The sequence below is a fragment of the Mesorhizobium kamtschaticum genome (assembly GCF_056174585.1).
This window is the reverse complement of sequence record NZ_CM149691.1, coordinates 4,005,909-4,026,318: the sequence shown is the minus strand read 5'-3', so window position 1 is coordinate 4,026,318 and position 20,410 is coordinate 4,005,909. Positions and strand designations below refer to the sequence as shown.

The window sequence follows — 20,410 nt, the reverse complement described above, 5'->3', positions numbered from 1 at the left end:
GCGGCGATGCCTTCCTCGTTGCGTTCGACCGGATTGAGGTCGCTCAGAGCCATGAATTCCTCCGCGAATGGACCAGCGCCCACGCTTGTTATGGGGTTATGGATGCGTAGTCTTACCCACCACGCTCTGTCCAGCGCCAGAACAAGGAAGTTTCGATGCCCATCCCTGCCCCCTTCGTCTCCAGGCCCATGGACATCGAGAAGGACTGGATCGATTACAACGGCCATCTCAACATGGCCTATTATAACGTGCTGTTCGACCGCTGCTCGGACGAGGCCTTCGAGGCGATGGGCATGGGGCTGGACTATGTGAAAGAGCGGCGCCTCACCATCTACACCGCCGAAGTCCATGTCTGCTACGTGCAGGAGCTGCATCTGGACCACAAGGTCACGGTCTCCTTCCAACTCATCGACCATGACGCGAAGCGGCTCAGGGCCTATCAGGAAATCCGCCATGTCGACGGCTGGCTCGCCGCCACTTCCGAGACGCTGTCGCTGCATGTCGACATGTCGGGGCCGAAGGTGGCGCCCTTCCCCGCCGATGTTCTGGCCAAGGTCGAAGCCATGCGCGCCGCCCATTCGGTGCTGCCGATGCCGGAGCGCGCGGGCCGCTCGATCGGCATCAAACGCAAATAGGGCAGACCTCAAAGCCACACTGGCAATCCAAAATCGCAGAACCCTCAAATCGGCTGGCACCGCTGCTTGAAGCGGCCTCGCAGCCGCGTTAACCTTACCGAGGTTTTAACGGGAACAAGCCAATTGAGCCGTTGAACGACTCAGCAGAGCGGTCGAAAACGTCCGCACTGGGTTGTTTTACGGGCGGCGGGGCGAAGCCGGTTCGAGGGACGTGCATGAAAACCGACATCAAGGTCGAGGTGGACAGGCTGGCCGCTGATCCGCGTATCACTGACTATGATTTCTGGCGTTCGCTCAAGAACGTCGACAACGAGATCTTTCACATCGCCAACAACAACGAGCCGATCCCGTTCGACATGATCCGCTGGCGCAGCATTTTGAAGCGCGCCCGCCTGAAGCGCGGCCACGCCTAGCGCCGGCGAGGCTGCCTGGAAACATCGGGGAAACCAATCGAATCGTGCCGTTTCACGGCAACCGCTTCACCGCCGCGAGCGGCGAGCGTGCGGCCACGGGTGACGACTGGATGATGGCCGTATTCGTCATCGCATAGGGAATGATCCGGTCGACCACCCGTTCGAGGTCGGTCACCGAGCCGACATGCGCCAGCGCGATGAAGCAATCCTCGCCGGTCACCCGGTCGCATTGCGCGATTTCTGGCAACTCGCGGATGATCTCGGCCACCACGGCCAGTTGCCCCGGTACCGGCCGGATGCGCAGCCACGCCGACAGCTTCAAGCCGAGGGCCGCTGGATTGATCCTGACCGAATAGGCCTCGATAACGCCATTCTCCTGCAGTCGCTTGATGCGCTCGGCGACACTCGGCGCCGACAGGCCGACCGAGCGCGCCAGCTCCGCCGTGCTGGTGCGTGCATCCTTTTCCAGCAAGCGCAGGATCTTCATGTCGGCTGCATCGAGGTCGACATTTTCGGTTCGAAGGCGCTTCACTGAAAACTCCTTGCTTTAGGGACAGAGATGATAAAAACGGCCGATCATCATCCATATATCCAGCGGAAACTGCCTGCGATACTGATCCGATGGATGATCAAACGCAAGTTCCCGCAGCAGGCCCTGTGCTTGCTGTCCCCGCCTCCGCCGGCCTTGGCGGCCTGGCGACAAAATTGCCGCCGCATGTCTGGTTCGGCGTCAGCGCCATCTTCCACTATCTTGGTCCGGCTTTCGCCGTGCTGCTGTTCCCGCATGTCGGCGTGCTCGGCATGGCGTGGCTGCGCATCGCCACCGCCGCGCTGATCTTCGCGCCGCTGACCCGTCCGTGGCAAACCTTTGCCCGCGCTGATCGCTCGACCCGGCTCCTGCTCGTCGCTTTGGGCGCCTGCCTGGCGGTGATGAACTGTTCCTTCTATCTCGCGCTCGACCGCTTGCCGATCTCGCTGGTGGCGGCAATCGAATTCGTCGGCACCATCGGCGTCGCCGTGATCGGGCTCCGGAGTCCGCGCAATCTCGCCGCTCTTGCCGTGGCCGTCGCCGGCACCTTGCTGCTCATCGACGTCAAATGGTCCAGCGATCCCATCGGTTTGCTGTGGGCCTTCCTCAATGGCGCGCTCTTTGTCGGCTACATCGTGCTCGGCCACCGCGTCGCCCGTGCCGGCGCCGGCGACGGCATCGCCGGCCTCGGTGCCGCCATGGCGGTCGCCTTCATCGTCGTGCTGCCGATCGGCTTCACTGATGCGTACGGAATGACCGACGAACAGATGCCGACGCCGATGGCGGCGACGAGCAGCGGCGGTGAGAAAAAGGCGGGCAGCGCCAGATTCCAAGCCTCAGCGATTGTCTCGGCATCGCACTGGTGGTCGCCGGCGTTGCCTTCCACAAACCGGCGGCCACAGATTAGGCAAAGGCCCCTACGCCAGTTTCTCCTTCAGGAAAGCGATCGTCCTGCCCCAGGCGAGATCGGCCGCCTTCTTGTCGTAGCGCGCCGCCGAGGTGTCGTTGTTGAAGGCATGGTTGGCGCCTTCATAGACATAGACTGTGTATTCGACATGCGCGGCATCGAGTTCCTTCTTGAAGGCGTCGATGCCGGCATTGGTGCGATCGTCGAGCCCGGCATAGTGCAGCAGCAGCGCGGCCTTGATCTTCGACGCGTCGGCAGCCTTTGGCTGCATGCCGTAATAGGCGACGCTGGCAGCGAGGTCCGGCGCATTGACGGCCAGCATGTTGGCCGTGCCGCCACCCCAGCAAAAGCCCATGGCGCCGACCTTGCCGTTGCCGTCCTTGTCGGCCTTGAGGAAGGCGACGGTGGCGACGGCGTTGGCGACGGTCTGCGCCGGGTCGAGTTTGGTGAACATGTCGCGCGCCTTGTCCTCGTCGGCAGGCGTGCCGCCGAGCGGTGACAGGAAATCCGGCGCGAGCGCCACGAACCCTTCCAGCGCGACGCGCCGGGCGACGTCGCGTATATGCGGATTGAGCCCCCTGTTTTCATGGATGACGATGACGGTGCCGAGCTTGCCGGTCTGGTTTGCCGGTTTGACCAGATAGCCCTTCATCTCGCCGCCAGTGCCGGGATAGGTGATGTCCTCGCCTTTCACCCTGATATCGTTGTCGGCGACGATCGCCGCCTGGGCGGAGTTCGCCGCCAGCATCGGCACAATGGCCGCCGCTGCCGCGCCCGACCCGGCAAGCCTGGTCAGCTGTTCCATGAAGCGGCGACGATCGAGCGTCAGATGCGTATATTCGTCATAGGCATCGATCATCGCCTGGGTGATCGCAGGCTTGGTGTTGACGTCGGTCATGGCGCGCTCCTTCGGTCTCGGGATATGCGCAAGATAGGGGCGCGAGTCGCCCCGTCCAGTCACGAATGACTGAGACGTCGATCCGGCATTTTCATCGCGAACGCATGAGACCGGTGGCCGCGTCAATGAACGCGCGCAGCTTCGGTTGCGCCTGGCTGCGGGTCGGAAAATAGAGAAACAGGCCTGGTTTGGTCGGCAAATAGGGCTGGAGCACCGGCTCGAGCGCACCCGATGCCAGCTCGGCTGCGGCAACTCTATCGGCGGAATAACAGAGGCCGACGCCTCTTGTGGCCAGTTCGATCATGCTGATGTGATCGTTGACCACGATGCCGCCGGGCGCATCGAGCGAGAATTCGCGGCCGTCGCGCGCGAACTGCCAGCGGTAGATTGTTCGCGCGGTCGGAAACCGGTAGCGGATACATTCGTGGTGCATCAGGTCTTCGGGTGCTTGCGGCCGTCCACGCGTGGCGAAATAGGACGGTGCGCCAAGCACCGACCAGGCGAAGTCCGGCGTGATCCTGACGGCGATCATGTCTTGCTCGATGAATTCTCCGATGCGGATGCCGGCATCATAGCCACCCGCCATCAGGTCGACCGAGGCGTCGTCGACGTCGATGTCCAGGGTTATGTCGGGAAAGGCGTGGCGAAAGCCGGGCAGCAGCCGATAGAGCACCAGGTCCAGCGCAATGCGCGGCACCGAGAGCTTGAGGTTTCCCATCGGGCGCTGGCTGAGAACCGACAGCGCGTCGAAGGCGTCGCCGATCTCGGCGGAGGCTGGCTTCAGCCGCGCCAGAAAATCCCTCCCCGCTTCCGTCAGCGCCACGCGCCGTGTCGTGCGCTGGAACAGCGGCATGCCGGCGCGAGCCTCAAGCGTACGGACCGCCTGGCTGACCGCCGCGGGCGTCACGCCAAGTTCGGCCGCCGCGACCCGGAAGCTTGCATGCGCGGCAACCGCGAGGAACTCGGACAGGCCGGTGAAAACGTCGGTACGGGCCATGCTGCTCTCTAGATTATATAGATGATGTTTATTACCTATACCGATTTCACCAATTTTTCCAGCCAATTGATTCCGCTAGCTTTGCCTCCATCGACAGCGTTCGAAAAGGAGACGACCGATGAAGTCCATCGAGCAAATGGTGAGCCGCTATGTCGCCATGTGGCATGAAACCGACGCCGCCGTTCGGCGCCAAACGATCACTGAGCTGTGGGCACCGGAAGGCGCGAACTATCTGACATCCGCCGCCCATCATGGTCATGCCGAAATCGAGGCGCGGGTGACCGCCTCGCATGAGAAAAATGTCGTTCAGGGACGCAACCGGTTCCGCGCAAGGCCTGGCGTTCAGGTCGTGCAGAACGGCGTCTTGCTGACCTGGGAAATGCTGCCGCGGGACTCCGATACGGTGCTTGCTGTCGGCCATGAGTTCTTCGTCCTGGACGATCAAGGCCGCATTCTTTCCGACCACCAGTTCATCGTGTCGTAGATCACACCGTCAACAGCCGGGCGGCTGCCCGAACACCAGGAAAACACCATGAAAACCTACCGTGCCAATCTCGGCGGCGGCATTGACGGCATCGTCATGCGCGACGAACCCATCCCCACGCCCGGCCCGAACCAGATACTGGTCGCCGTCCGTGCCGTCTCGCTCAACGCCCGCGAATTGTCGATCCTGCAAGGCTACTATCCGCTGCCGGTCAAGCCCGATCTCATCCCTGTTTCCGACGGCGCCGGCGAAGTCGTGGCGATCGGCGACGACGTAACCCGCGTCAAGGTCGGCGACAGGGTTGCCGCCGCCATCTTCCCGCGCTGGATCGACGGACCGTTCGGCTGGGACTTCGCCGCACAGCTCGGCGGCTCGCTCGACGGCATGTTGAGCGAATACGCCCTGTTGCCCGAGGATGCCGCCATGCACATACCGCCGCATCTATCGTTCGAGGAGGCTGCCACCTTGCCTTGCGCCGCCGTCACGGCCTGGAACGCGATCTCGGGTGGTGCGCCGCTCCTACCCGGCCAGACCGTGCTGACGCTGGGGTCGGGTGGCGTTTCGCTGTTCGCGCTGCAACTGGCCAAATTGTTCGGCGCCCGCGTCATCGCCACCACGTCCAGCGACAGCAAGGCAGAGCGCCTGCTGGACCTTGGCGCCGACGCGGTGGTCGACTACCGCAAGACCCCGGACTGGCATGCCAAAGTGGGCGAACTGAATGGCGGCCGCGGCGTTGACGTGATCGTCGAGGTCGGCGGCGCCGGAACCATGGAGCAGTCCTTGAAGGCCGTGGCGTTCAGCGGCCAGATCAGCCAGGTCGGCTGGCTGGACAAGAGCGCCTCGTCGATCAGCATCGCCGCGCTCTCCGCCACCGTCACCACCGTCAGGCGCATTGCCGTCGGCAGCCGCGCCCAGTTTCTCGCCATGAACAATGCCATCGCCATGCACAGGCTGAAGCCGGTCATCGACAGCGTCTTCCCGTTCGAAGATGCGTTGGCGGCTTTCCGCCACTACGCGCGTGGCAATAGTTTCGGCAAGATCGTCATTCGCCACGATTGAGAGGTTTGCCGGAGCCTCATCACATTCTTGTCATCGGCGACAAATCTTGATGGCGCCGCCACAATAGTAGGGGGAAACTAACCATCCGGCCGCCCCATGGCGCGGCCACGGTCCTGAAAGGCCCGATCTGACCTTAAGGGCCGATCTGAAAAGGAAAACGCCGATGACCATGCCCTCGCCGATCCTGGCAACCGCCTTCATGGTTGCCGCAGCCGCCCTTCTTGCGATGCGCGCGACTGTTGTCGCGGCGAGCCGGAAGTCCCCGGTCAAGGTCCGCAGCCGCCAGCGCCATCCGGCAAACACGAAAACCCAAGGTTGAGGTGAGATCATGAACGTCCAGGATATCGTCAATACCGTCAGCCAAAAGGCGGGCCTCGACCAGGCGACGACGGAAAAGGTCGTCGGCACCATTTTCTCGGTTCTGGAGCATGAGGCCGAAGGCACCAGCGCCTCGTCGTTTTTCGCCAAGATTCCCGGCGCCGACGACCTTGCGCACCAGTATGATGTCATGGCCGCAGCCCCTGCCGGCGGGGGTGGCGGCTTCCTGTCTTCGCTGCAGGGCGCGCTTGGCGGCGTTCTCGGCGAGAAGGCCGGCGCGCTGGTCAACGGCCTCGCCGCGCTCAAGGCATCCGGGCTCGACATTGCGCAGATCCAGAAGGCCGGCGAGACTTTGGTCCAGCAGGCCGAAGTCGCCGCCGGTCCCGATTTGACCAACCAAGTGCTGGGCTCTGTGCCCAGCCTGAAAGTCATTTGGGGCTTGGCTAACCCTTACCCGACTCGCCTGCTTTCGCATTCTGCGGCAGCAGGCGCATCAGTTCCTCGGCCACCGTATCAAGCGGTGCGCTGCTGCCTTCCGCGCGACACAGGATGAGTGCGCCTTCCATTCCCGCAACCGTGGTGACCGCGATGGATGCCGCTCGGTCCGACGGAACGCCGGCAGCCTCCAGCTGCGCCCTGAGCAGGTCAACCCAGGATCGAAATGTGGAGCGCACCACCTCGATCAGGGCGCCCTCGCCCGGCCCGCTGTCGATGGCAACACCGGCCACGGCGCACCCTGACGCGCCGGCCGAGGCCAGCACCACCTGACGCCACAGGTCGACGAAGCAGGACAGGACGTCCGCTGCGGTGGTGCCTGCACAAGCGCGCTGACGCGCCAGCACCCACTCGCCGGTCAAGCGCACCGCATCTTGCGCCAGCTGGTGCTTTCCCAGGGGAAAATGGTGGTAGATCGAACCGCGCGGCGCCCCACTATCCGCAAGCACATCCGAGAATGACGTCGCGTTTACACCGCGCGAGGCGATCAGCAACGCCGCGCTGCGCACCATTTTCGCCCGACTATCGGATTCCATCACCACTCCATTGACTATGACGATCGTCATATGCCATTGCTGAAGCTCCTATGACGGCTGTCATAGTGCTTTGAAGGGACCGTTTCATGCCCATGATCGACGTGTACGCCGCCAAAGGAACATTCGGCAACAAACCAGAGCTGACCAAGGCGCTCAACGAGGCGCTGATGCGGTGGGAAAAGGTGCCTCCCATTTCATGGTTCACCGACAACACCGCGGCCTTCATCCATGAAATGGAGCCCGATTCACTGGCAAACGCCAATGGCGACAGCACCTATGTGCGCATCCAGGTTCTGACCCCGGTTGGCGTCCTCGATCGCGACAAGAAACTCGGCGTGACCAGGGAGATGACCGACATCGCTGCCCTTGCGGCCGGCGACCCCACGCTCAAGGAGCGTACCTGGGTGCAGATCATCGAAGCCCCAGACGGCGGCTGGGGCATCGGCGGACACGCCTACACCAACGAGGAAATCGCCACTGAAGCCAGGCGCCGGCTCGCTGCACGCTGAGACGCCGCCTCTATTTCGGCAGCGCGTAAGCCATCACATAATCCCCGGCTTGGTGCCGACCGAGCCATGGCCGCCGGCGACGATGACCACGAACTGGCGGCCGTCGGCGACCGTATAGGTCATCGGCGTCGATTGCCCGCCGGCCGGCAACCGTGCCTGCCAGAGCTGCTTACCCGATGTCAGGTCATAGGCGCGCAGATAGTCGTCGACCGCCGCTCCCAGGAAGGCGACGCCACCGGCGGTGATCATCGGCCCGCCAATGCCGGGCACCCCGACCTTGAGCGGCAGCGGCAAGGGCGTCATGTCGTAGACGGTGCCGTTGCGGTGTTTGTAGGCGATCGCGCCGGTCCTGAGATCGACGCCGGCGACATACCCCCAGGGCGGCGCCTGGCAGGGAATGCCGAGCGGCGACAGGAATGGTCCCATCACCACCGCATAGGGCGCGCCCTCATTGCGGTTCAGCCCCTGCTCGCTGCCCTTGGTGTCGTCGCCCGGCGCCGGCACGTCCGCGCGGGGAATAAGCCTGGATGTAAAGGCCAGATAGGTCGGCATGCCGAACATCACTTGCCGCACCGGATCGACCGCCACTCCGCCCCAGTTGAAGGTACCGAAATTGCCGGGATAGATCAGCGATCCCTGCAGCGAGGGCGGCGTGTAGCGGCCTTCATAGCGCAATTTGTGGAAGGCGATCCGGCAGGCCAGCTGGTCGAACATGGTGATGCCCCACATGTCGGCATCGGTCAGCGGCTTCGGGTTGAAGGAAAGGTCGGAGGATGGCTGCGTCGGCGAGGCCTTGTCGCCCTCGATGGCGCCGCCGGGCGCCGGCACTTCCTTGACCGCGATCACCGGCTCGCCGGTGCGCCGGTCGAGCACATAGAGGTCGCCCTGCTTGGTCGGCCCGACCAGTGCCGGCACGACCGAGCCGTCGGCCTTGGTGATGTCGATCAGGCTCGGCTGCGCCGGCACGTCCATGTCCCACAAATCGTGATGCACGGTCTGCCGCACCCATTTCAACTGCCCGGTGTTGAGGTCGAGCGCGGTGATCGAGGAGGAGAATTTCTCGACATTGGCGCTGCGCCCGGCGCCGAGCTGGTCCGGCGTCTGGTTGCCGAGCGGCACGTAGAGCAGGCCAAGCTTCTCGTCGGCACTCGGCGTCGACCACATGTTGGGCGAGTTGGCGGTGTATGTCTGGCCGGCCGGCAGCGGCGTCGTCTGGTCCGGATTGCCGGAATCCCAGTTCCAGATCAGCTTGCCGGTGCTCGCATCATAGGCGCGGATGACACCAGACGGCTCCTGCGTCGAATAATTGTCGTTGACCGCGCCGCCGACGATGATCTTGCCGCCTGATATCAACGGCGCCGAGGTCGAGTAATAATAGCCCGACTTCGGGTACGGCATGCCGGTCAAGAGGTTGAGCGTGCCGGCCTCGGCAAAGGCGGGACAGACCTGGCCGTTGGCGGCATCGAGCGCGATCAGCCGCGCGTCAGACGTCGGCAGGTAGACACGGGTCGCGCAGGGTTGGCCGGCAGCAATCGCGGCATCGGCATAGTAGGACACGCCGCGGCAGGTCTGGTGCTGGCGGTCCTTGTCGAGCTTGATCTTGGGATCGAAGCGCCACTTCTCCTTGCCGGTTGCCGCGTCCACCGCGATGGCGAAATTGTGTGGCGTGCAGATGTAGAGCGTGTCGCCGATTTTAAGCGGCGTCACCTGATAGGTGGTCTCGCCGACGTCGTCCGGCCCCTTCACGTCGCCGGTGCGGTAGGTCCAGGCCGGCTGCAGATTGGCGACATTGTCCGGCGTGATCTGGTTGAGCGGCGAATAGCGCTGGCCGAACTGCGTGCGGCCATAGAAGTGCCATTCGCCCGCCGGCACATCATTGCCCAAATTGGCATTGGGGATCACCTTGTCGGTGTCGAGCGCGCCTCCAATGTCCTTCGGGTCCGTGGTCATCGAATAACCGGCCACCGCCAGCGACGCCAGCACCGCGAGGATGAGCGGCGCGCGCCCGTCAGGACCGGCAAGACCCCGCCTTGCCCATGGCGTCAGCAGCCACAGCGCCACCAGCACGATGATGCCGCCGCGCGGGCCGAGTTCCCACCAGTCGAAGCCCGTTTCCCAGACCGCCCAGGCCAGCGTGCCGAGCACGATCGCCGCGTAGAGCCACAACGCCGTGGTGCGGCGCCGGTAAAGCAGCCAGGCGGCGATCAGGAACGCCAGACCGACGATGATGTAATACCAGCTGCCACCCAACGAGGCCAACCAGAGACCGCCGGCGCCAAGCGCCAGGCCGATGAGGAAAAGGATGAGGGAGGTGATGGTGACAGCCAAGATGATACTCCTTCGACTGTTGCGCCCAGCGGCGCGGCCATGGGCAAATCGGTGCACCGTTCCTGCCCTCGGCCCAGCTTTCTCCCGCCTGCCTCGCCTGTCAAGTTGGCCCACACGCCAAGGTGGCAATTCATCTTGCCTGTATTCGGGTTTTCCAGCAGTCTCCACTGGTCATCTCTCCCGTGGAGCAAGCAAAATGCCGTCATTCGTTCCGCCACTGACGCGCATCGCGCTTGTGCTCTGCTGCCTCGTCGCCCTTATCGCCGGGACCGTGGCCGCGCCGGCGCAGACAATCAGCGACATCAACAAGGCGAACGGCTTTCACGAGATGCTGATGGGCATCGGCCCGGGTTTCACCGCGGCCGTGAAATCGGCGCCGGGAACGCCGGTGCAAAAAGTCCAGGACGCCCTTGCCGCCGCCATGGAAGGTGCCTTTGACCCGAACAAGATGGAGACGGCTATCGAGGCGCGAATGGATGGCAAGCTGTCCGCCAAGGACCTGTCCGACCTCGCTGCTTTCTATGCTTCGCCCTTGGGCAAACAGGTCACCGGGCTGGAGATCCAGGCTTCCTCACCGGAAGCGAGAGAGGCCAAGAAGATCGAGGGCGCCAAAATCCTCGGCGAGCTTCCATCCAGGGATCCGGCCCGGCTCGCATTGTACAGGAAGATGATGGACGATATCAGCGCCGTCGACACTGGCGAGGCCGTCGCCTTGAACATGGGCTATGCGATGCTCACCGAAATGCTGGGCGCGGCCGGAAAGCCCCTGCCCGACGACCAGGTCATGGCCCTGCTGCGCAAGCAAACCGAAGGGCTTCGCCGTGACATCGACAACGATGCCATGGAATCCTCGGCCTACATCTACCGGGATATGTCCATGGCCGACCTGAAGCTCTATGAGGCCTTCCTGGCCTCACCCGCCGGCGGCCGCTATTACGACCAGATGCAGGTCGCTCTGGGCGCGGTGATGACGGACGAGGCCCGCTCGTTCGGCCATCGATTCTTCGTCGCCCTCGGTTACCGCAAGGCTTGAACCGCTATATCGGGCACTTTACCGGGAACAAAACGTAGACAGTTCTGGTCTTTCCCCGCCGAATCACTACATTCGGGGGAGATGTCCGGCTTTTCGGAAGACATGTCCTTTTTCGACGAACCCAATGCGCGGCCCACGGCCCCGTCGGGCATTGCCGCGCGCGCCATGGCTGCCCGCAGCGGGCAGAACAGTGCGCCGGACTATCTGAAGGGGCTCAACCCCGAACAAAGGCTGGCGGTGGAAACCACCGAAGGTCCGGTTCTGGTGCTGGCCGGCGCCGGCACCGGCAAGACCCGCGTCTTGACCACCCGCATCGCCCACATCCTTGCCACCGGCAAGGCCTTCCCGTCGCAAATCCTTGCCGTCACCTTCACCAACAAGGCCGCGCGCGAGATGAAAATCCGCATCGGCGTCCTGATCGGCGAAGGCAATGTCGAAGGCATGCCCTGGCTCGGCACCTTCCACTCGATCGGCGTGAAGCTGTTGCGCCGTCATGCCGAGCTTGCCGGCCTAAGATCCGATTTCACCATCCTCGACACCGACGATGTCGTGCGGCTGATCAAGCAATTGATCCAGGCCGAGGGGCTGGACGACAAGCGCTGGCCGGCCAAGCAGTTCGCGCAGATGATCGACGGCTGGAAGAACAAGGGGCAAGGCCCGGCCGACATCGCCGAGGGCGACGCGCGCAGCTTCGCCAACGGCAAGGGCCGCGAACTCTACAAGGCCTATCAGGAGCGCCTGCAGACACTCAACGCCTGCGACTTCGGCGACCTGCTCTGCCACCCCATCCGCATCTTCCGCGCCAATCCGGATGTGCTGAAGGACTATCACCGGCGCTTCAAATACATCCTCGTCGACGAATACCAGGACACCAACACCGCCCAATACATGTGGCTGCGGCTTTTGGCGCAGCGGCCGCAGTCCTCCCCCTTGAGGGGGAGGTGCCCGCGAAGCGGGCGGAGGGGGTCGCCGCAGAAGGCACCGCTGCAGCGTCGCGCACTGCCGCGAGGACCCCACCCGACCGGGCTTCGCCCGGCCACCCTCCCCTCAAGGGGGGGGAAATCCGCGCCCGGCCACCGTAAATATCTGCTGCGTCGGCGATGACGACCAGTCCATCTATGGCTGGCGCGGTGCCGAGGTCGACAACATCCTGCGCTTCGACAAGGATTTCCCGGGCGCCACCATCATCCGGCTGGAACGCAACTACCGCTCCACCGCGCACATCCTTGGTGCCGCTTCCCATCTCATCGCCCACAATGAGGGCCGCTTCGGCAAGACGCTATTCACCGACCGCAACGAGCCGGAGGACGGCAAGGTCAACGTCCACGCCTCCTGGGATTCGGAGGAGGAAGCCCGCGCCATCGGCGAGACCATCGAGGCCTATCAGCGCCAGAAGCATAACCTCAACGACATGGCGATCCTTGTTCGCGCATCCTTCCAGATGCGCGCCTTCGAGGACCGCTTCATCACGCTCGGCCTCAACTACCGCGTCATCGGCGGCCCGCGCTTCTACGAGCGCATGGAAATCCGTGACGCACTGGCCTTCTTCCGCGTCGTCGCCAACGGCGGCGACGACCTCGCCTTCGAGCGCATCGTCAATGTGCCCAAGCGCGGGCTGGGCGAAGCCACCATCCGCCAGATCCACGACACGGCGCGCGCGCTGCGCATCCCGATGCTGGAAGCGGCCGCCAACCTCGCCGAAAGCGACGAATTGAAGCCAAAGCCGCGCGCCGCGTTGCGCGAAGTCGCTGCCAATTTCGAACGCTGGCAGAAGGCGCTGGAAACGAAGCCGCACACCGAACTCGCCGAGACCATTCTCGAGGAGAGCGGCTACACCGACATGTGGAAGAACGACCGCTCGGCCGAAGCGCCGGGGCGACTGGAGAACCTCAAGGAACTGATCCGCTCGATGGAGGAGTACGAGTCGCTGCGCTCCTTCCTCGAACATGTGGCGCTGGTCATGGATGCCGAGCAGAATGCCGGGCAAGACGCCGTCTCGATCATGACGCTGCATTCGGCGAAAGGCCTCGAATTCGAGACGGTTTTTCTCCCCGGCTGGGAGGAAGGCCTGTTCCCGCACCAGCGCGCGCTCGATGAAGGCGGCCGTTCCGGGCTGGAGGAAGAGCGCCGCTTGGCGTATGTCGGCCTGACCCGCGCCAAGAAGAACCTGCATATCTGGTTCGTCTCCAACCGCCTCATCCATGGGCTCTGGCAATCGACCATCCCGTCGCGCTTCCTCGAGGAACTGCCGGAATCCCATGTCGAGATCGCCGAAAGCGGCAACAGCTACGGCGGCTATGGCAATTCGTACGGCGGCGGCTCATTCGCGTCGGGTCGTGGCGGCGGGCGGCAGAACCCGTATGGCGCCTCGCGCTTCGACAATGTCGGCGCCAACACCGAAAAATCCGGCGCCTTCTCCAACACCTATTCGACGCCGGGCTGGCAGCGCGCGCAGGCCAACCGCACGGAGGCGACCGACCGCAACTGGGGCACCCGCTCAGGCCACCAGGTGGAGCGCATCGGCTATGGCGAGACCGACAGCGGCTACGGCGCCGGCCGCACCTCGGTCAAAGGCCGCACCATCGACGGCGAACTGGTCGCCAAATCCGTCTCCGACACGCCGTCCGCCTTCAGCGTCGGCGACCGCGTCTTCCACCAGAAATTCGGCAACGGCAATATCTCCGCCATCGAAGGCAACAAGCTGACCATCGACTTCGACAAGGCCGGCCAGAAACGCGTGCTGGACGGGTTCGTCGCGGCGGTGTGAGAATCCGCGCGTCCCGTTGTCCTACAAGCGACCACTTTATCATTCTCTGGCAGAGCCCTCCCCGCCTTCGTCATCCACGGGCGAAGCAGGAGCGAAGCTCCGTCGCGGAGACCCGAGGATCCATGCCGTGACCTTGGCCGTGGAACGCAGCGGAGCAGAATTCTGGACCGTGGTGACGCGTTGGAGTCCCGGCATGGATCCTCGGGTCTGCGCTGCGTCGCTTCGCTCCTTGCTCCGCCCGTGGATGACGAAGCGACGGACGTCTGCCGCAATCGTCAAGGCACGCGGCCCATCAACGAAACGCCTCACCTGTACCTTGCCTGGTTCCATTTATGCCCGAGCAGCGACAGGATGATGATCAGTCCGTTGAAGAACTGCACGTAGAAGCCGCTCAGGCCCGCCGCGACGACGCCGGTCTGGATGAAGAGACACGGTGACCGCGCCGATCGCTCCACCGGCAACCGTGCCGATACCGCCCCAGGTTGGGGTGCCGCCGACGAACACCGAGGCCAGCACTGGCAGGAGATAGCCGTCGCCGGCCGTCGGCCACCAGGTGAAGTTGATCATCACCGAAAACGTGCCGGCGATCGCCGCCCCGATGCCGACGAAAACGAACACTTTCACCCGCACGCGCTTGACGTCGATGCCCATCTGCTGGGCGCTGTCGGGATTGTCGCCAACCACTTTCACCTGCGCGCCGAAACGGTGCCTGTTGTAGAGCATCGCCGATAGCACGACGAAGGCGATGGCCCAGAAGATCTGCACCGGGATGCCGTAAACCTGGCTGGAGAAGATCTTGTAGGCCCAGCTGTCGGCGAGGCCCGTCAGCGACATCGACTTGCCCTCGTTGATGATCTGGATCAGGCCGCGCAGGAGGAAATTCATGCCGAGCGTGGCGATCAGCGACGACAGCCCGCCATAGACGACCAGCGACCCGACGAGGAAGCCGAGCAGCATGCCGGTGAGAACCGCGGCGGCAATACCGAGAAACGGATCGTAGCCGGCCTGCACGACCAGGGCGAAGACCCAGGAGGCAAAACCCATCGTTGCCGGAAACGACAGGTCGATCTCGCCGCAGGTGACGACGAAGACCAGCGGCACGACCACGAACAGCGCAACGGGGAGCGTCGTCAGCACGGAACTGTAGAGATACCAGGTGGTGAACACGGTCGGGTTGGCGATCATGAACACCGCCATCATGACGATGAACACGGCGAGCGTGCCGAGCGAGGCGCGGTTGTCGAGGACGAAGCCGCGCAGCCAGTGATCGGATGGGTGTTTCCACTCTTTGCGGGCGGCTCCGCCATGCGCGCCGAGAGGCGTTTCGAGATCGGGTTCCATGGTCTTGCTCATCGCGCTTGCTGCTCCGCTTCGCCGGCCTCGTGCAGTCCGGCCAATCCGCCGGGATGCGCGACGTCCTCCATGAAATTGATCAGCTCCTCCGCCGACTTGACCTGGCTGCGGTCGGCGGTCAGCGCCACCTTGCCGCGATCGAGCACCACGAAGCGGTCTGCAATGTCGAAGACGTGATGGATGTTGTGGCCGATGAACAGGATCGATCGCCCGCCGGCCCGCACCTGGCGCACGAAGTGAAACACCTTGGCGGTCTCGGTCAGCGACAGCGCCGTCGTCGGCTCGTCGAGGATGATCAGCTCGGCCTGCTTGTAGATGGCGCGCGCGATCGCCACGCCCTGGCGTTCGCCGCCCGAAAGCTGGCCGACGATCGAATGCGGCGTGAACACCTTCGAGGTGAAGCCGATCTCGCGCATCAGCCGGCTCGCCTCCTCGATCTCCTTGTTGACCTTCAGCCAGCCCATGAAGCCGGTCAGCTCGCGGCCCATGAAGATGTTGCGCACGATCGTCTGCTGCACGGCGAGCGCCCGGTCCTGGAACACCGTCTCGATGCCGGCGTCGCGCGAGCGTGCCGCGCTCCAGCCGCTCACTGGCTTGTCGCGCACGAGGATCTCGCCGCTGGTCGGCCTGACGACACCGGACAGGATCTTGATCAGCGTTGACTTGCCGGCGCCATTGTCGCCGATCAGGCCGACCACCTCGCCGCGATCGACGCTGAGATTGACGCCGCCCAGCGCATAGACCTGGCCGTAGGATTTCTTGATATCGCGCAGTTCGATGATGCGTTCGGCCATCGGATCCTCGCTTGTCATTGTCGCTTGCCGGCCTTCTCAACCGGCGGTCCTGCCGGCCGGGTCAACCCGGCCGGCAGCCTTGGGAGGTCAGCGCAGCGCCTGCTTGGCGAGCTCTGAGACGATCTCATAATTCTGCGGCGTGACGAAGCCCGCACCCGTGTCGACATTCATCGGCGCCAGGCCCAGCACCACTTGCTGGCAAAGGCTGAGGATCGGCAGATAGCCCTGCAGGAATGGCTGCTGGTCGGCCGTCAGCTGTACCCAGCCGCCCTTGAAGCCCTCGACGATCTGCGGGCTGGTGTCGAAGCCGAAGTTGAAGACATCGCCGGGCTTCCTTCCCGCGGCCTGCATGTAGGTCGGCACATTGCCGAGCATCTGCCCGCCGGGGTAGCCGACCGCCTTGACGGTGGGATTGTTGAGCAACGCCGCTGTGATCACCGGGATGGCGAGATTCGGATCGGCTGCCCACTCGGGTACAGAATTGATTTGTACGACATCGACGCCCGCCTCTTTCAATGCGGCCACCGTCCCGCGCTCGCGCGCGCCCCGGCTCTCATTGTCGAACGGGCCGATCATGATCGCCTTGTCGCCGGATTTCAGCCCGGCCAGCTTGAACGCCTCGGCGCCGAGCGCGCGGCCCTGCTGCTCCTGCTGGGCGCCGACATAGCCGCCGCCGAACGCCGCCGTCACCTTCGGCACCGGCACGTTCTGGTACATCATCTTGATGCCGTCCTTGTGCGCCTGCTCGGCCAGCGGCATGATCGCGTCGTCGCCTGGATGGCCCATCATGGCGATGCCACCGGGCTTGACCGCGACCGCCTCGCGCAATTGCTGCACCATCTTCTCGACGTCCCAGCCCGAGAAGATGTAGTCGACCTTCGGTCCGAGATCGGCCGCCGCTTGCTTGGCGCCGTTATAGACGATGGTGCCGAAAGCGTCGCCCTCGGCGCCGCCGACGAAGAAGCGGATATGGACATCCTTGCACCACTGCGCGTCGAGCGCCTGTGCCGGCAAGGTCGAGATGGCGGCGCAGAGCGCCGTGGCGGCGGCCACGACGGTCGTGCGCAGAAGTGTCGTTCTGATCGCGATGCTCATGCACTTGTCCTCCCATTGTTTCCCCTCGTCAGCCGAGGGGCTTTTGACGATTTGCTGGCATTGGCACTTGACGGCCGGCTCCTCCCGCCGGCCGTTTCTCACGTCGGATTTGGCAGGTAGCTGGCACCTCCCCGGCATTGCTTGAGATACTCCAACGCTCGCGCCTGCCCCGTGATTTCGAGGTCGCCGCGATAGACCGGATCGTGCCAGCCCTCGATGTCGATGGCGCCCTTGTATCCGGCCAGCCGCAATTCGCTGATCACCCGCGTCCAGTCGCTGTCGCCAAACCCCGGCGTGCGCATCTGCACGAAGGGCAGCCGGCCGAACACGCCATGCTCGCGGATGACGTCCCAGCGCACGGTGGCGTCCTTGCCATGGACATGGAAGATGCGTGGCGCCCATTTGCGGATCTGCGGCATCGGGTCGATGAGATAGACGAGCTGATGGCAGGGCTCCCATTCGAGACCCAGATTGTCGTCGGGCAATTCATTGAACATCAGCTCCCAGGCATCCGGATTGTGGGCGATGTTCCAGTCGCCGGCGGCCCAGTTGCCGTCCATGGCGCAATTCTCGAAGGCGATGCGCACACCCTTGTCGGCGGCGCGTTTGGCCAGCGGTCCCCACACCTCGCGGAAGCGCGGCAGGCTGTCCGACAGCTTCTTGCCGCGCAGGCGGCCGGTGAAGCCGCTGACCATCGACGTACCGAACAGATGCGCATTGTCGATGACGGTTTCCCAGGCCTGGAGCACACCCTGATCGACCTCGCCGCTCTCCAGCGGATTGCCGAACACGCCGATCGAGGACACGCTGACATCGGCATCGCCGATCGCCTCGCGGATCTCGCCGGCCAGCCGTGGCAGGTCCTTGCCGCCGAACGTCTGCCAGAAGAAGGGCTGGATGCTCTCGAAGCCGAGCGGCAGGATCTGTTTGATGTAGGCGGCCGGGTCGTCGAGATTGGCCCGCACCATGGTGCCGATCCGGATGTCGAGAAGTGGGTTTGGCATCACTGTGCTTCCCTTGTGATCGCCACGCGGCGTCCGGTCTCGGCGCTTTCGATGGCGCCAAAAACCATGGCCAGGCTTTTGATGTTATCGGCGCCGCGCGTCTCCGGCTCGGTGCCGGCCTCGATGGCGTGCATGAAATCCCTGATGATGCCAAGATGACCGCCGATGCGGTCGGCCGGATCGAGCGGCGGCACGTCGATCGGTTGGGTCTTGTCGATCAGGCCATCGCGGCCCGGCGCCACCACTTCCGCCTTCAGGCCGTCATGGCCGTCCCAAATCAGACTGCCGCGCTCGGCGACGATGCGCCAGCTGCCTTCCCAGCTCGTGCGAAAACCGTCGGCGCACCAGGAGCCGGTATAGGTGAAGACCTTGCCGCCGCCGAGATCGAAGACGGCGCTCGCCGACGATCCCTGCCGGTACCAGGAATTGGCCGGCTCCCACTCCTGGCAGTAGACACCGGCCGGCTCGCCGCCGACCATGTAGCGAGCGGCGTCGAAAGTGTGGATCGCCATGTCGAGCAGCAGCACATGCGCCATCTCCTCGCGAAAGCCGCCGAAATGCGGCGCGACGAAGAAGTCGGCATGAATGCTGGTCGCCGCGCCAATGGCGCCGGAGTCGAGAAAGCGGCGGATGCGCCTGACATTGGCGACGTAGCGGCGGTTCTGCACGACAGCATGAATACGCCCGGCCTGGCGGGCTGCCTCGATGATGGCACGGGCATTCTCAGGACTGTCGGCCAGCGGCTTTTCGGTCAAGAGATGACAATTGTGGGCAAATGCCGAAAACGCGACCTCGCGCCGGGCGGCGGGAACCACGACATCGAAGACCGCGTCAGGCCTGGTCTGGTCGAGCACGGCGTCGAGGCTGGTGCCGATGACGGCATTGGTGAGGTTGTATTCGTCCGCCCTCGCCTTCGCCCGCTCGGCGTCGAGGTCGACAAGGCCGACAATGGCGAGCCCGTCGATCTGCCTCGCGGCATCGAGCCACTGCCTGCTCATCGCTCCGCAGCCGACGAGGACGACATTCATCATCCGGCATTCCTCCCGTCCGGTCCCTCCAGACCGAATGTCACGGCATTCACGGCATCACCGTAAACGTTTTCCCGTAAACGTTTACGAGAACATACCCGATAGCGTAGAATGTCAATCGGCTGCCAGCGAAAATCGTCCCGAAGCCTTGGCCTGAGCGGCAGCCGGTGCTAGCCAAGACAGGGGGAGAGAAGTCTTTGGCGTCCAGCATCCACGACCTTGCGCGTCACCTGAACATTTCGATCGGCACCGTGTCGCGGGCGCTGAACGGCCGCGCCGACGTCAATGCCGACACCCGCCAGCGCGTGCTCGCCGCCGCCAAGCAGCTGAACTACTCGCCGAACCAGTCCGGCCGCAGCCTAAGGCAAGGCGCCACCCATTCGATCGCCTTCATGCTGCAGCCGCATCCGGGCGACCAGCAATATGGCGAGCCGTTCTTCATCCCGTTCCTGATCGGCTTGCAGGGCCGGCTTGCCGAAAGCGGCCTCGACCTGACCGTGGTGATGGGCGCGCCGGGCGACTATCAGCAGGAGCGCCTGCGCCGCGTGGTCGAAACCCGCCGTGCCGATGCGGTGGTGCTGGCCTGGACGCGGCGCGAGGACGAACGCATCGACTATCTGCTCGAGGCCGGCTTCCCCTTCGCCACGCTCGGCCGCAGCCGATCCGGCGGCAAGGCGTACTCCTCGCTCGACCTCGATTTCGAAAAGGCCGGCAGCGACGCGGTCGACCGGCTGGTGGCGCGCGGCCATCGTCGCATCGCCGCCATCCGCCCTTCCCTCAATCTCAATTTTGGCTATCTGTTCCTGGACGGCTACCGCAAAGCCCTGAAGCGGCACGGCATCGAGGTCGATCCGGCGTTGATCGCCGATGGCTTCATCAACGAGGCCGGCGGCTACCAGGTGACGCCACGCGTGATGCTGGCCAAGGAGCGGCCGACGGCAATCATCTTCAACAATGACGCCATGGCGCTCGGCGGCTGCAAGGCGCTGGCCGAGATGGGCATCCGGCCCGGCCAAGACATCGCGGTGACCGTCATCGTCGACACGCCGCTCTGCCGCTATTTCTCCCCGGCGCTGACCGCTTTCCGCCCGGCGCTGGAGCCGATGGGCCGGCGGCTGGCCGAAATGCTGCTGGCCTCGCTTCCCGCCTTCGCCGGCCCGGAAGGCCCGCGCATCATCCGCGAAGTATGGCCGCTGGAGCTGATCGCGCGTGACAGCGATTGATGAGA

General features: G+C 64.2%; 17 protein-coding genes and 3 pseudogenes. 9 read left to right on the top strand and 11 right to left on the bottom strand.

Annotated features, from left to right (window positions below; translation table 11 throughout):
• The first annotated feature begins 155 nt into the window (after positions 1 to 155).
• Positions 156 to 635 (top strand): thioesterase family protein, encoded by a 480-nt coding sequence (locus AC0V7N_RS19850; protein WP_475450148.1) that lies wholly within the window; start codon positions 156 to 158, stop codon positions 633 to 635.
• 215 nt (positions 636 to 850) lie between these two features.
• Complete coding sequence (locus tag AC0V7N_RS19845) at positions 851 to 1,048, top strand: hypothetical protein (RefSeq protein ID WP_013894716.1); 198 nt, start codon at positions 851 to 853, stop codon at positions 1,046 to 1,048.
• A 52-nt stretch (positions 1,049 to 1,100) separates the two neighbouring features.
• Here the strand turns inward: AC0V7N_RS19845 and AC0V7N_RS19840 are convergent, their stop codons facing one another.
• Positions 1,101 to 1,580, bottom strand: a complete 480-nt coding sequence (locus tag AC0V7N_RS19840) for an Lrp/AsnC family transcriptional regulator (protein WP_475450147.1) — start codon at positions 1,578 to 1,580, stop codon at positions 1,101 to 1,103.
• Positions 1,581 to 1,669: 89 nt separating this feature from the next.
• On the opposite strand from AC0V7N_RS19840, the pseudogene AC0V7N_RS19835 reads away from it, so the two are divergent.
• Positions 1,670 to 2,484: pseudogene (locus tag AC0V7N_RS19835) on the top strand (EamA family transporter).
• 10 nt (positions 2,485 to 2,494) lie between these two features.
• On the opposite strand, the gene AC0V7N_RS19830 reads toward AC0V7N_RS19835, so the two are convergent.
• Both AC0V7N_RS19830 and AC0V7N_RS19825 read right to left on the bottom strand, forming a co-directional pair.
• Entirely contained in the window at positions 2,495 to 3,382 is an 888-nt protein-coding gene (locus tag AC0V7N_RS19830; protein WP_475450146.1) for a dienelactone hydrolase family protein, read from the bottom strand.
• Between the two features lie 91 nt (positions 3,383 to 3,473).
• Entirely contained in the window at positions 3,474 to 4,379 is a 906-nt protein-coding gene (locus tag AC0V7N_RS19825; protein WP_475450145.1) for a LysR family transcriptional regulator, read from the bottom strand.
• Between the two features lie 118 nt (positions 4,380 to 4,497).
• Between AC0V7N_RS19825 and AC0V7N_RS19820 the strand changes: the two genes are divergently transcribed.
• Together AC0V7N_RS19820 and AC0V7N_RS19815 are read left to right on the top strand one after the other, a co-directional pair.
• Positions 4,498 to 4,863, top strand: coding sequence for a hypothetical protein (locus AC0V7N_RS19820; protein ID WP_475450144.1), 366 nt, complete (start codon positions 4,498 to 4,500; stop codon positions 4,861 to 4,863).
• Between the two features lie 48 nt (positions 4,864 to 4,911).
• Complete coding sequence (locus tag AC0V7N_RS19815) at positions 4,912 to 5,922, top strand: zinc-dependent alcohol dehydrogenase family protein (RefSeq protein WP_475450143.1); 1,011 nt, start codon at positions 4,912 to 4,914, stop codon at positions 5,920 to 5,922.
• A 133-nt stretch (positions 5,923 to 6,055) separates the two neighbouring features.
• On the opposite strand, the gene AC0V7N_RS19810 is transcribed toward AC0V7N_RS19815, so the two are convergent.
• Positions 6,056 to 6,640, bottom strand: a complete 585-nt coding sequence (locus AC0V7N_RS19810) for a hypothetical protein (protein ID WP_496627203.1) — start codon at positions 6,638 to 6,640, stop codon at positions 6,056 to 6,058.
• A gap of 43 nt (positions 6,641 to 6,683) precedes the next feature.
• Complete coding sequence (locus AC0V7N_RS19805; RefSeq protein ID WP_496627202.1) at positions 6,684 to 7,271, bottom strand: LmrA/YxaF family transcription factor; 588 nt, start codon at positions 7,269 to 7,271, stop codon at positions 6,684 to 6,686.
• An 86-nt stretch (positions 7,272 to 7,357) separates the two neighbouring features.
• Between AC0V7N_RS19805 and AC0V7N_RS19800 the strand changes: the two genes are divergently transcribed.
• On the top strand, positions 7,358 to 7,780 hold the full coding sequence (locus AC0V7N_RS19800; protein ID WP_475450139.1) for a tautomerase family protein: 423 nt from the start codon (positions 7,358 to 7,360) through the stop codon (positions 7,778 to 7,780).
• A 10-nt stretch (positions 7,781 to 7,790) separates the two neighbouring features.
• Here the strand turns inward: AC0V7N_RS19800 and AC0V7N_RS19795 are convergent.
• Positions 7,791 to 10,108 (bottom strand): annotated as a pseudogene (locus tag AC0V7N_RS19795) (glucose/quinate/shikimate family membrane-bound PQQ-dependent dehydrogenase).
• 196 nt (positions 10,109 to 10,304) lie between these two features.
• On the opposite strand from AC0V7N_RS19795, the gene AC0V7N_RS19790 reads away from it, so the two are divergent.
• Both AC0V7N_RS19790 and AC0V7N_RS19785 read left to right on the top strand, forming a co-directional pair.
• A complete protein-coding gene (locus AC0V7N_RS19790; RefSeq protein ID WP_475450138.1) occupies positions 10,305 to 11,141 on the top strand; it encodes a DUF2059 domain-containing protein in 837 nt (278 codons plus the stop codon).
• An 81-nt stretch (positions 11,142 to 11,222) separates the two neighbouring features.
• Positions 11,223 to 13,908: pseudogene (locus tag AC0V7N_RS19785) on the top strand (ATP-dependent helicase).
• 330 nt (positions 13,909 to 14,238) lie between these two features.
• Here AC0V7N_RS19785 and AC0V7N_RS19780 read toward each other — a convergent pair.
• The 5 genes from AC0V7N_RS19780 to AC0V7N_RS19760 all read right to left on the bottom strand — a co-directional run bounded on the left by AC0V7N_RS19780 (position 14,239) and on the right by AC0V7N_RS19760 (position 19,185).
• A complete protein-coding gene (locus tag AC0V7N_RS19780; protein ID WP_496627201.1) occupies positions 14,239 to 15,261 on the bottom strand; it encodes an ABC transporter permease subunit in 1,023 nt (340 codons plus the stop codon).
• Positions 15,258 to 16,055: an ATP-binding cassette domain-containing protein gene (locus tag AC0V7N_RS19775; RefSeq protein ID WP_475460403.1), complete on the bottom strand. Its 798-nt coding sequence runs from the start codon at positions 16,053 to 16,055 to the stop codon at positions 15,258 to 15,260. Before AC0V7N_RS19775 ends, AC0V7N_RS19780 begins: the two co-directional genes overlap by 4 nt.
• A gap of 87 nt (positions 16,056 to 16,142) precedes the next feature.
• The gene (locus tag AC0V7N_RS19770) at positions 16,143 to 17,150 is read right to left on the bottom strand and encodes a substrate-binding domain-containing protein (protein WP_475450136.1); all 1,008 of its coding nucleotides are present in this window, start codon (positions 17,148 to 17,150) and stop codon (positions 16,143 to 16,145) included.
• A 98-nt stretch (positions 17,151 to 17,248) separates the two neighbouring features.
• Positions 17,249 to 18,154, bottom strand: coding sequence for a sugar phosphate isomerase/epimerase family protein (locus AC0V7N_RS19765; protein WP_475450135.1), 906 nt, complete (start codon positions 18,152 to 18,154; stop codon positions 17,249 to 17,251).
• A complete protein-coding gene (locus tag AC0V7N_RS19760) occupies positions 18,154 to 19,185 on the bottom strand; it encodes a Gfo/Idh/MocA family protein (protein WP_475450134.1) in 1,032 nt (343 codons plus the stop codon). The genes AC0V7N_RS19765 and AC0V7N_RS19760 overlap by 1 nt, the downstream gene beginning before the upstream one ends.
• 194 nt (positions 19,186 to 19,379) lie before the next feature.
• Here AC0V7N_RS19760 and AC0V7N_RS19755 point away from each other — a divergent pair, with 194 nt between their 5' ends.
• Positions 19,380 to 20,405, top strand: a complete 1,026-nt coding sequence (locus AC0V7N_RS19755; RefSeq protein WP_475450133.1) for a LacI family DNA-binding transcriptional regulator — start codon at positions 19,380 to 19,382, stop codon at positions 20,403 to 20,405.
• Positions 20,406 to 20,410: the final 5 nt, after the last annotated feature.

Bases quoted from the DNA above. Each gene is read 5' to 3' on its own strand.
- AC0V7N_RS19850 (WP_475450148.1), top strand. From the start codon at position 156: ATGCCCATCCCTGCCCCCTTCGTCTCCAGGCCCATGGACATCGAGAAG.
- AC0V7N_RS19845 (WP_013894716.1), top strand. From the start codon at position 851: ATGAAAACCGACATCAAGGTCGAGGTGGACAGGCTGGCCGCTGATCCG.
- AC0V7N_RS19830 (WP_475450146.1), bottom strand. From the start codon at position 3,382: ATGACCGACGTCAACACCAAGCCTGCGATCACCCAGGCGATGATCGAT.
- AC0V7N_RS19825 (WP_475450145.1), bottom strand. From the start codon at position 4,379: ATGGCCCGTACCGACGTTTTCACCGGCCTGTCCGAGTTCCTCGCGGTT.
- AC0V7N_RS19820 (WP_475450144.1), top strand. From the start codon at position 4,498: ATGAAGTCCATCGAGCAAATGGTGAGCCGCTATGTCGCCATGTGGCAT.
- AC0V7N_RS19815 (WP_475450143.1), top strand. From the start codon at position 4,912: ATGAAAACCTACCGTGCCAATCTCGGCGGCGGCATTGACGGCATCGTC.
- AC0V7N_RS19805 (WP_496627202.1), bottom strand. From the start codon at position 7,271: ATGGAATCCGATAGTCGGGCGAAAATGGTGCGCAGCGCGGCGTTGCTG.
- AC0V7N_RS19800 (WP_475450139.1), top strand. From the start codon at position 7,358: ATGCCCATGATCGACGTGTACGCCGCCAAAGGAACATTCGGCAACAAA.
- AC0V7N_RS19790 (WP_475450138.1), top strand. From the start codon at position 10,305: ATGCCGTCATTCGTTCCGCCACTGACGCGCATCGCGCTTGTGCTCTGC.
- AC0V7N_RS19780 (WP_496627201.1), bottom strand. From the start codon at position 15,261: ATGAGCAAGACCATGGAACCCGATCTCGAAACGCCTCTCGGCGCGCAT.
- AC0V7N_RS19775 (WP_475460403.1), bottom strand. From the start codon at position 16,055: ATGGCCGAACGCATCATCGAACTGCGCGATATCAAGAAATCCTACGGC.
- AC0V7N_RS19770 (WP_475450136.1), bottom strand. From the start codon at position 17,150: ATGAGCATCGCGATCAGAACGACACTTCTGCGCACGACCGTCGTGGCC.
- AC0V7N_RS19765 (WP_475450135.1), bottom strand. From the start codon at position 18,154: ATGCCAAACCCACTTCTCGACATCCGGATCGGCACCATGGTGCGGGCC.
- AC0V7N_RS19760 (WP_475450134.1), bottom strand. From the start codon at position 19,185: ATGATGAATGTCGTCCTCGTCGGCTGCGGAGCGATGAGCAGGCAGTGG.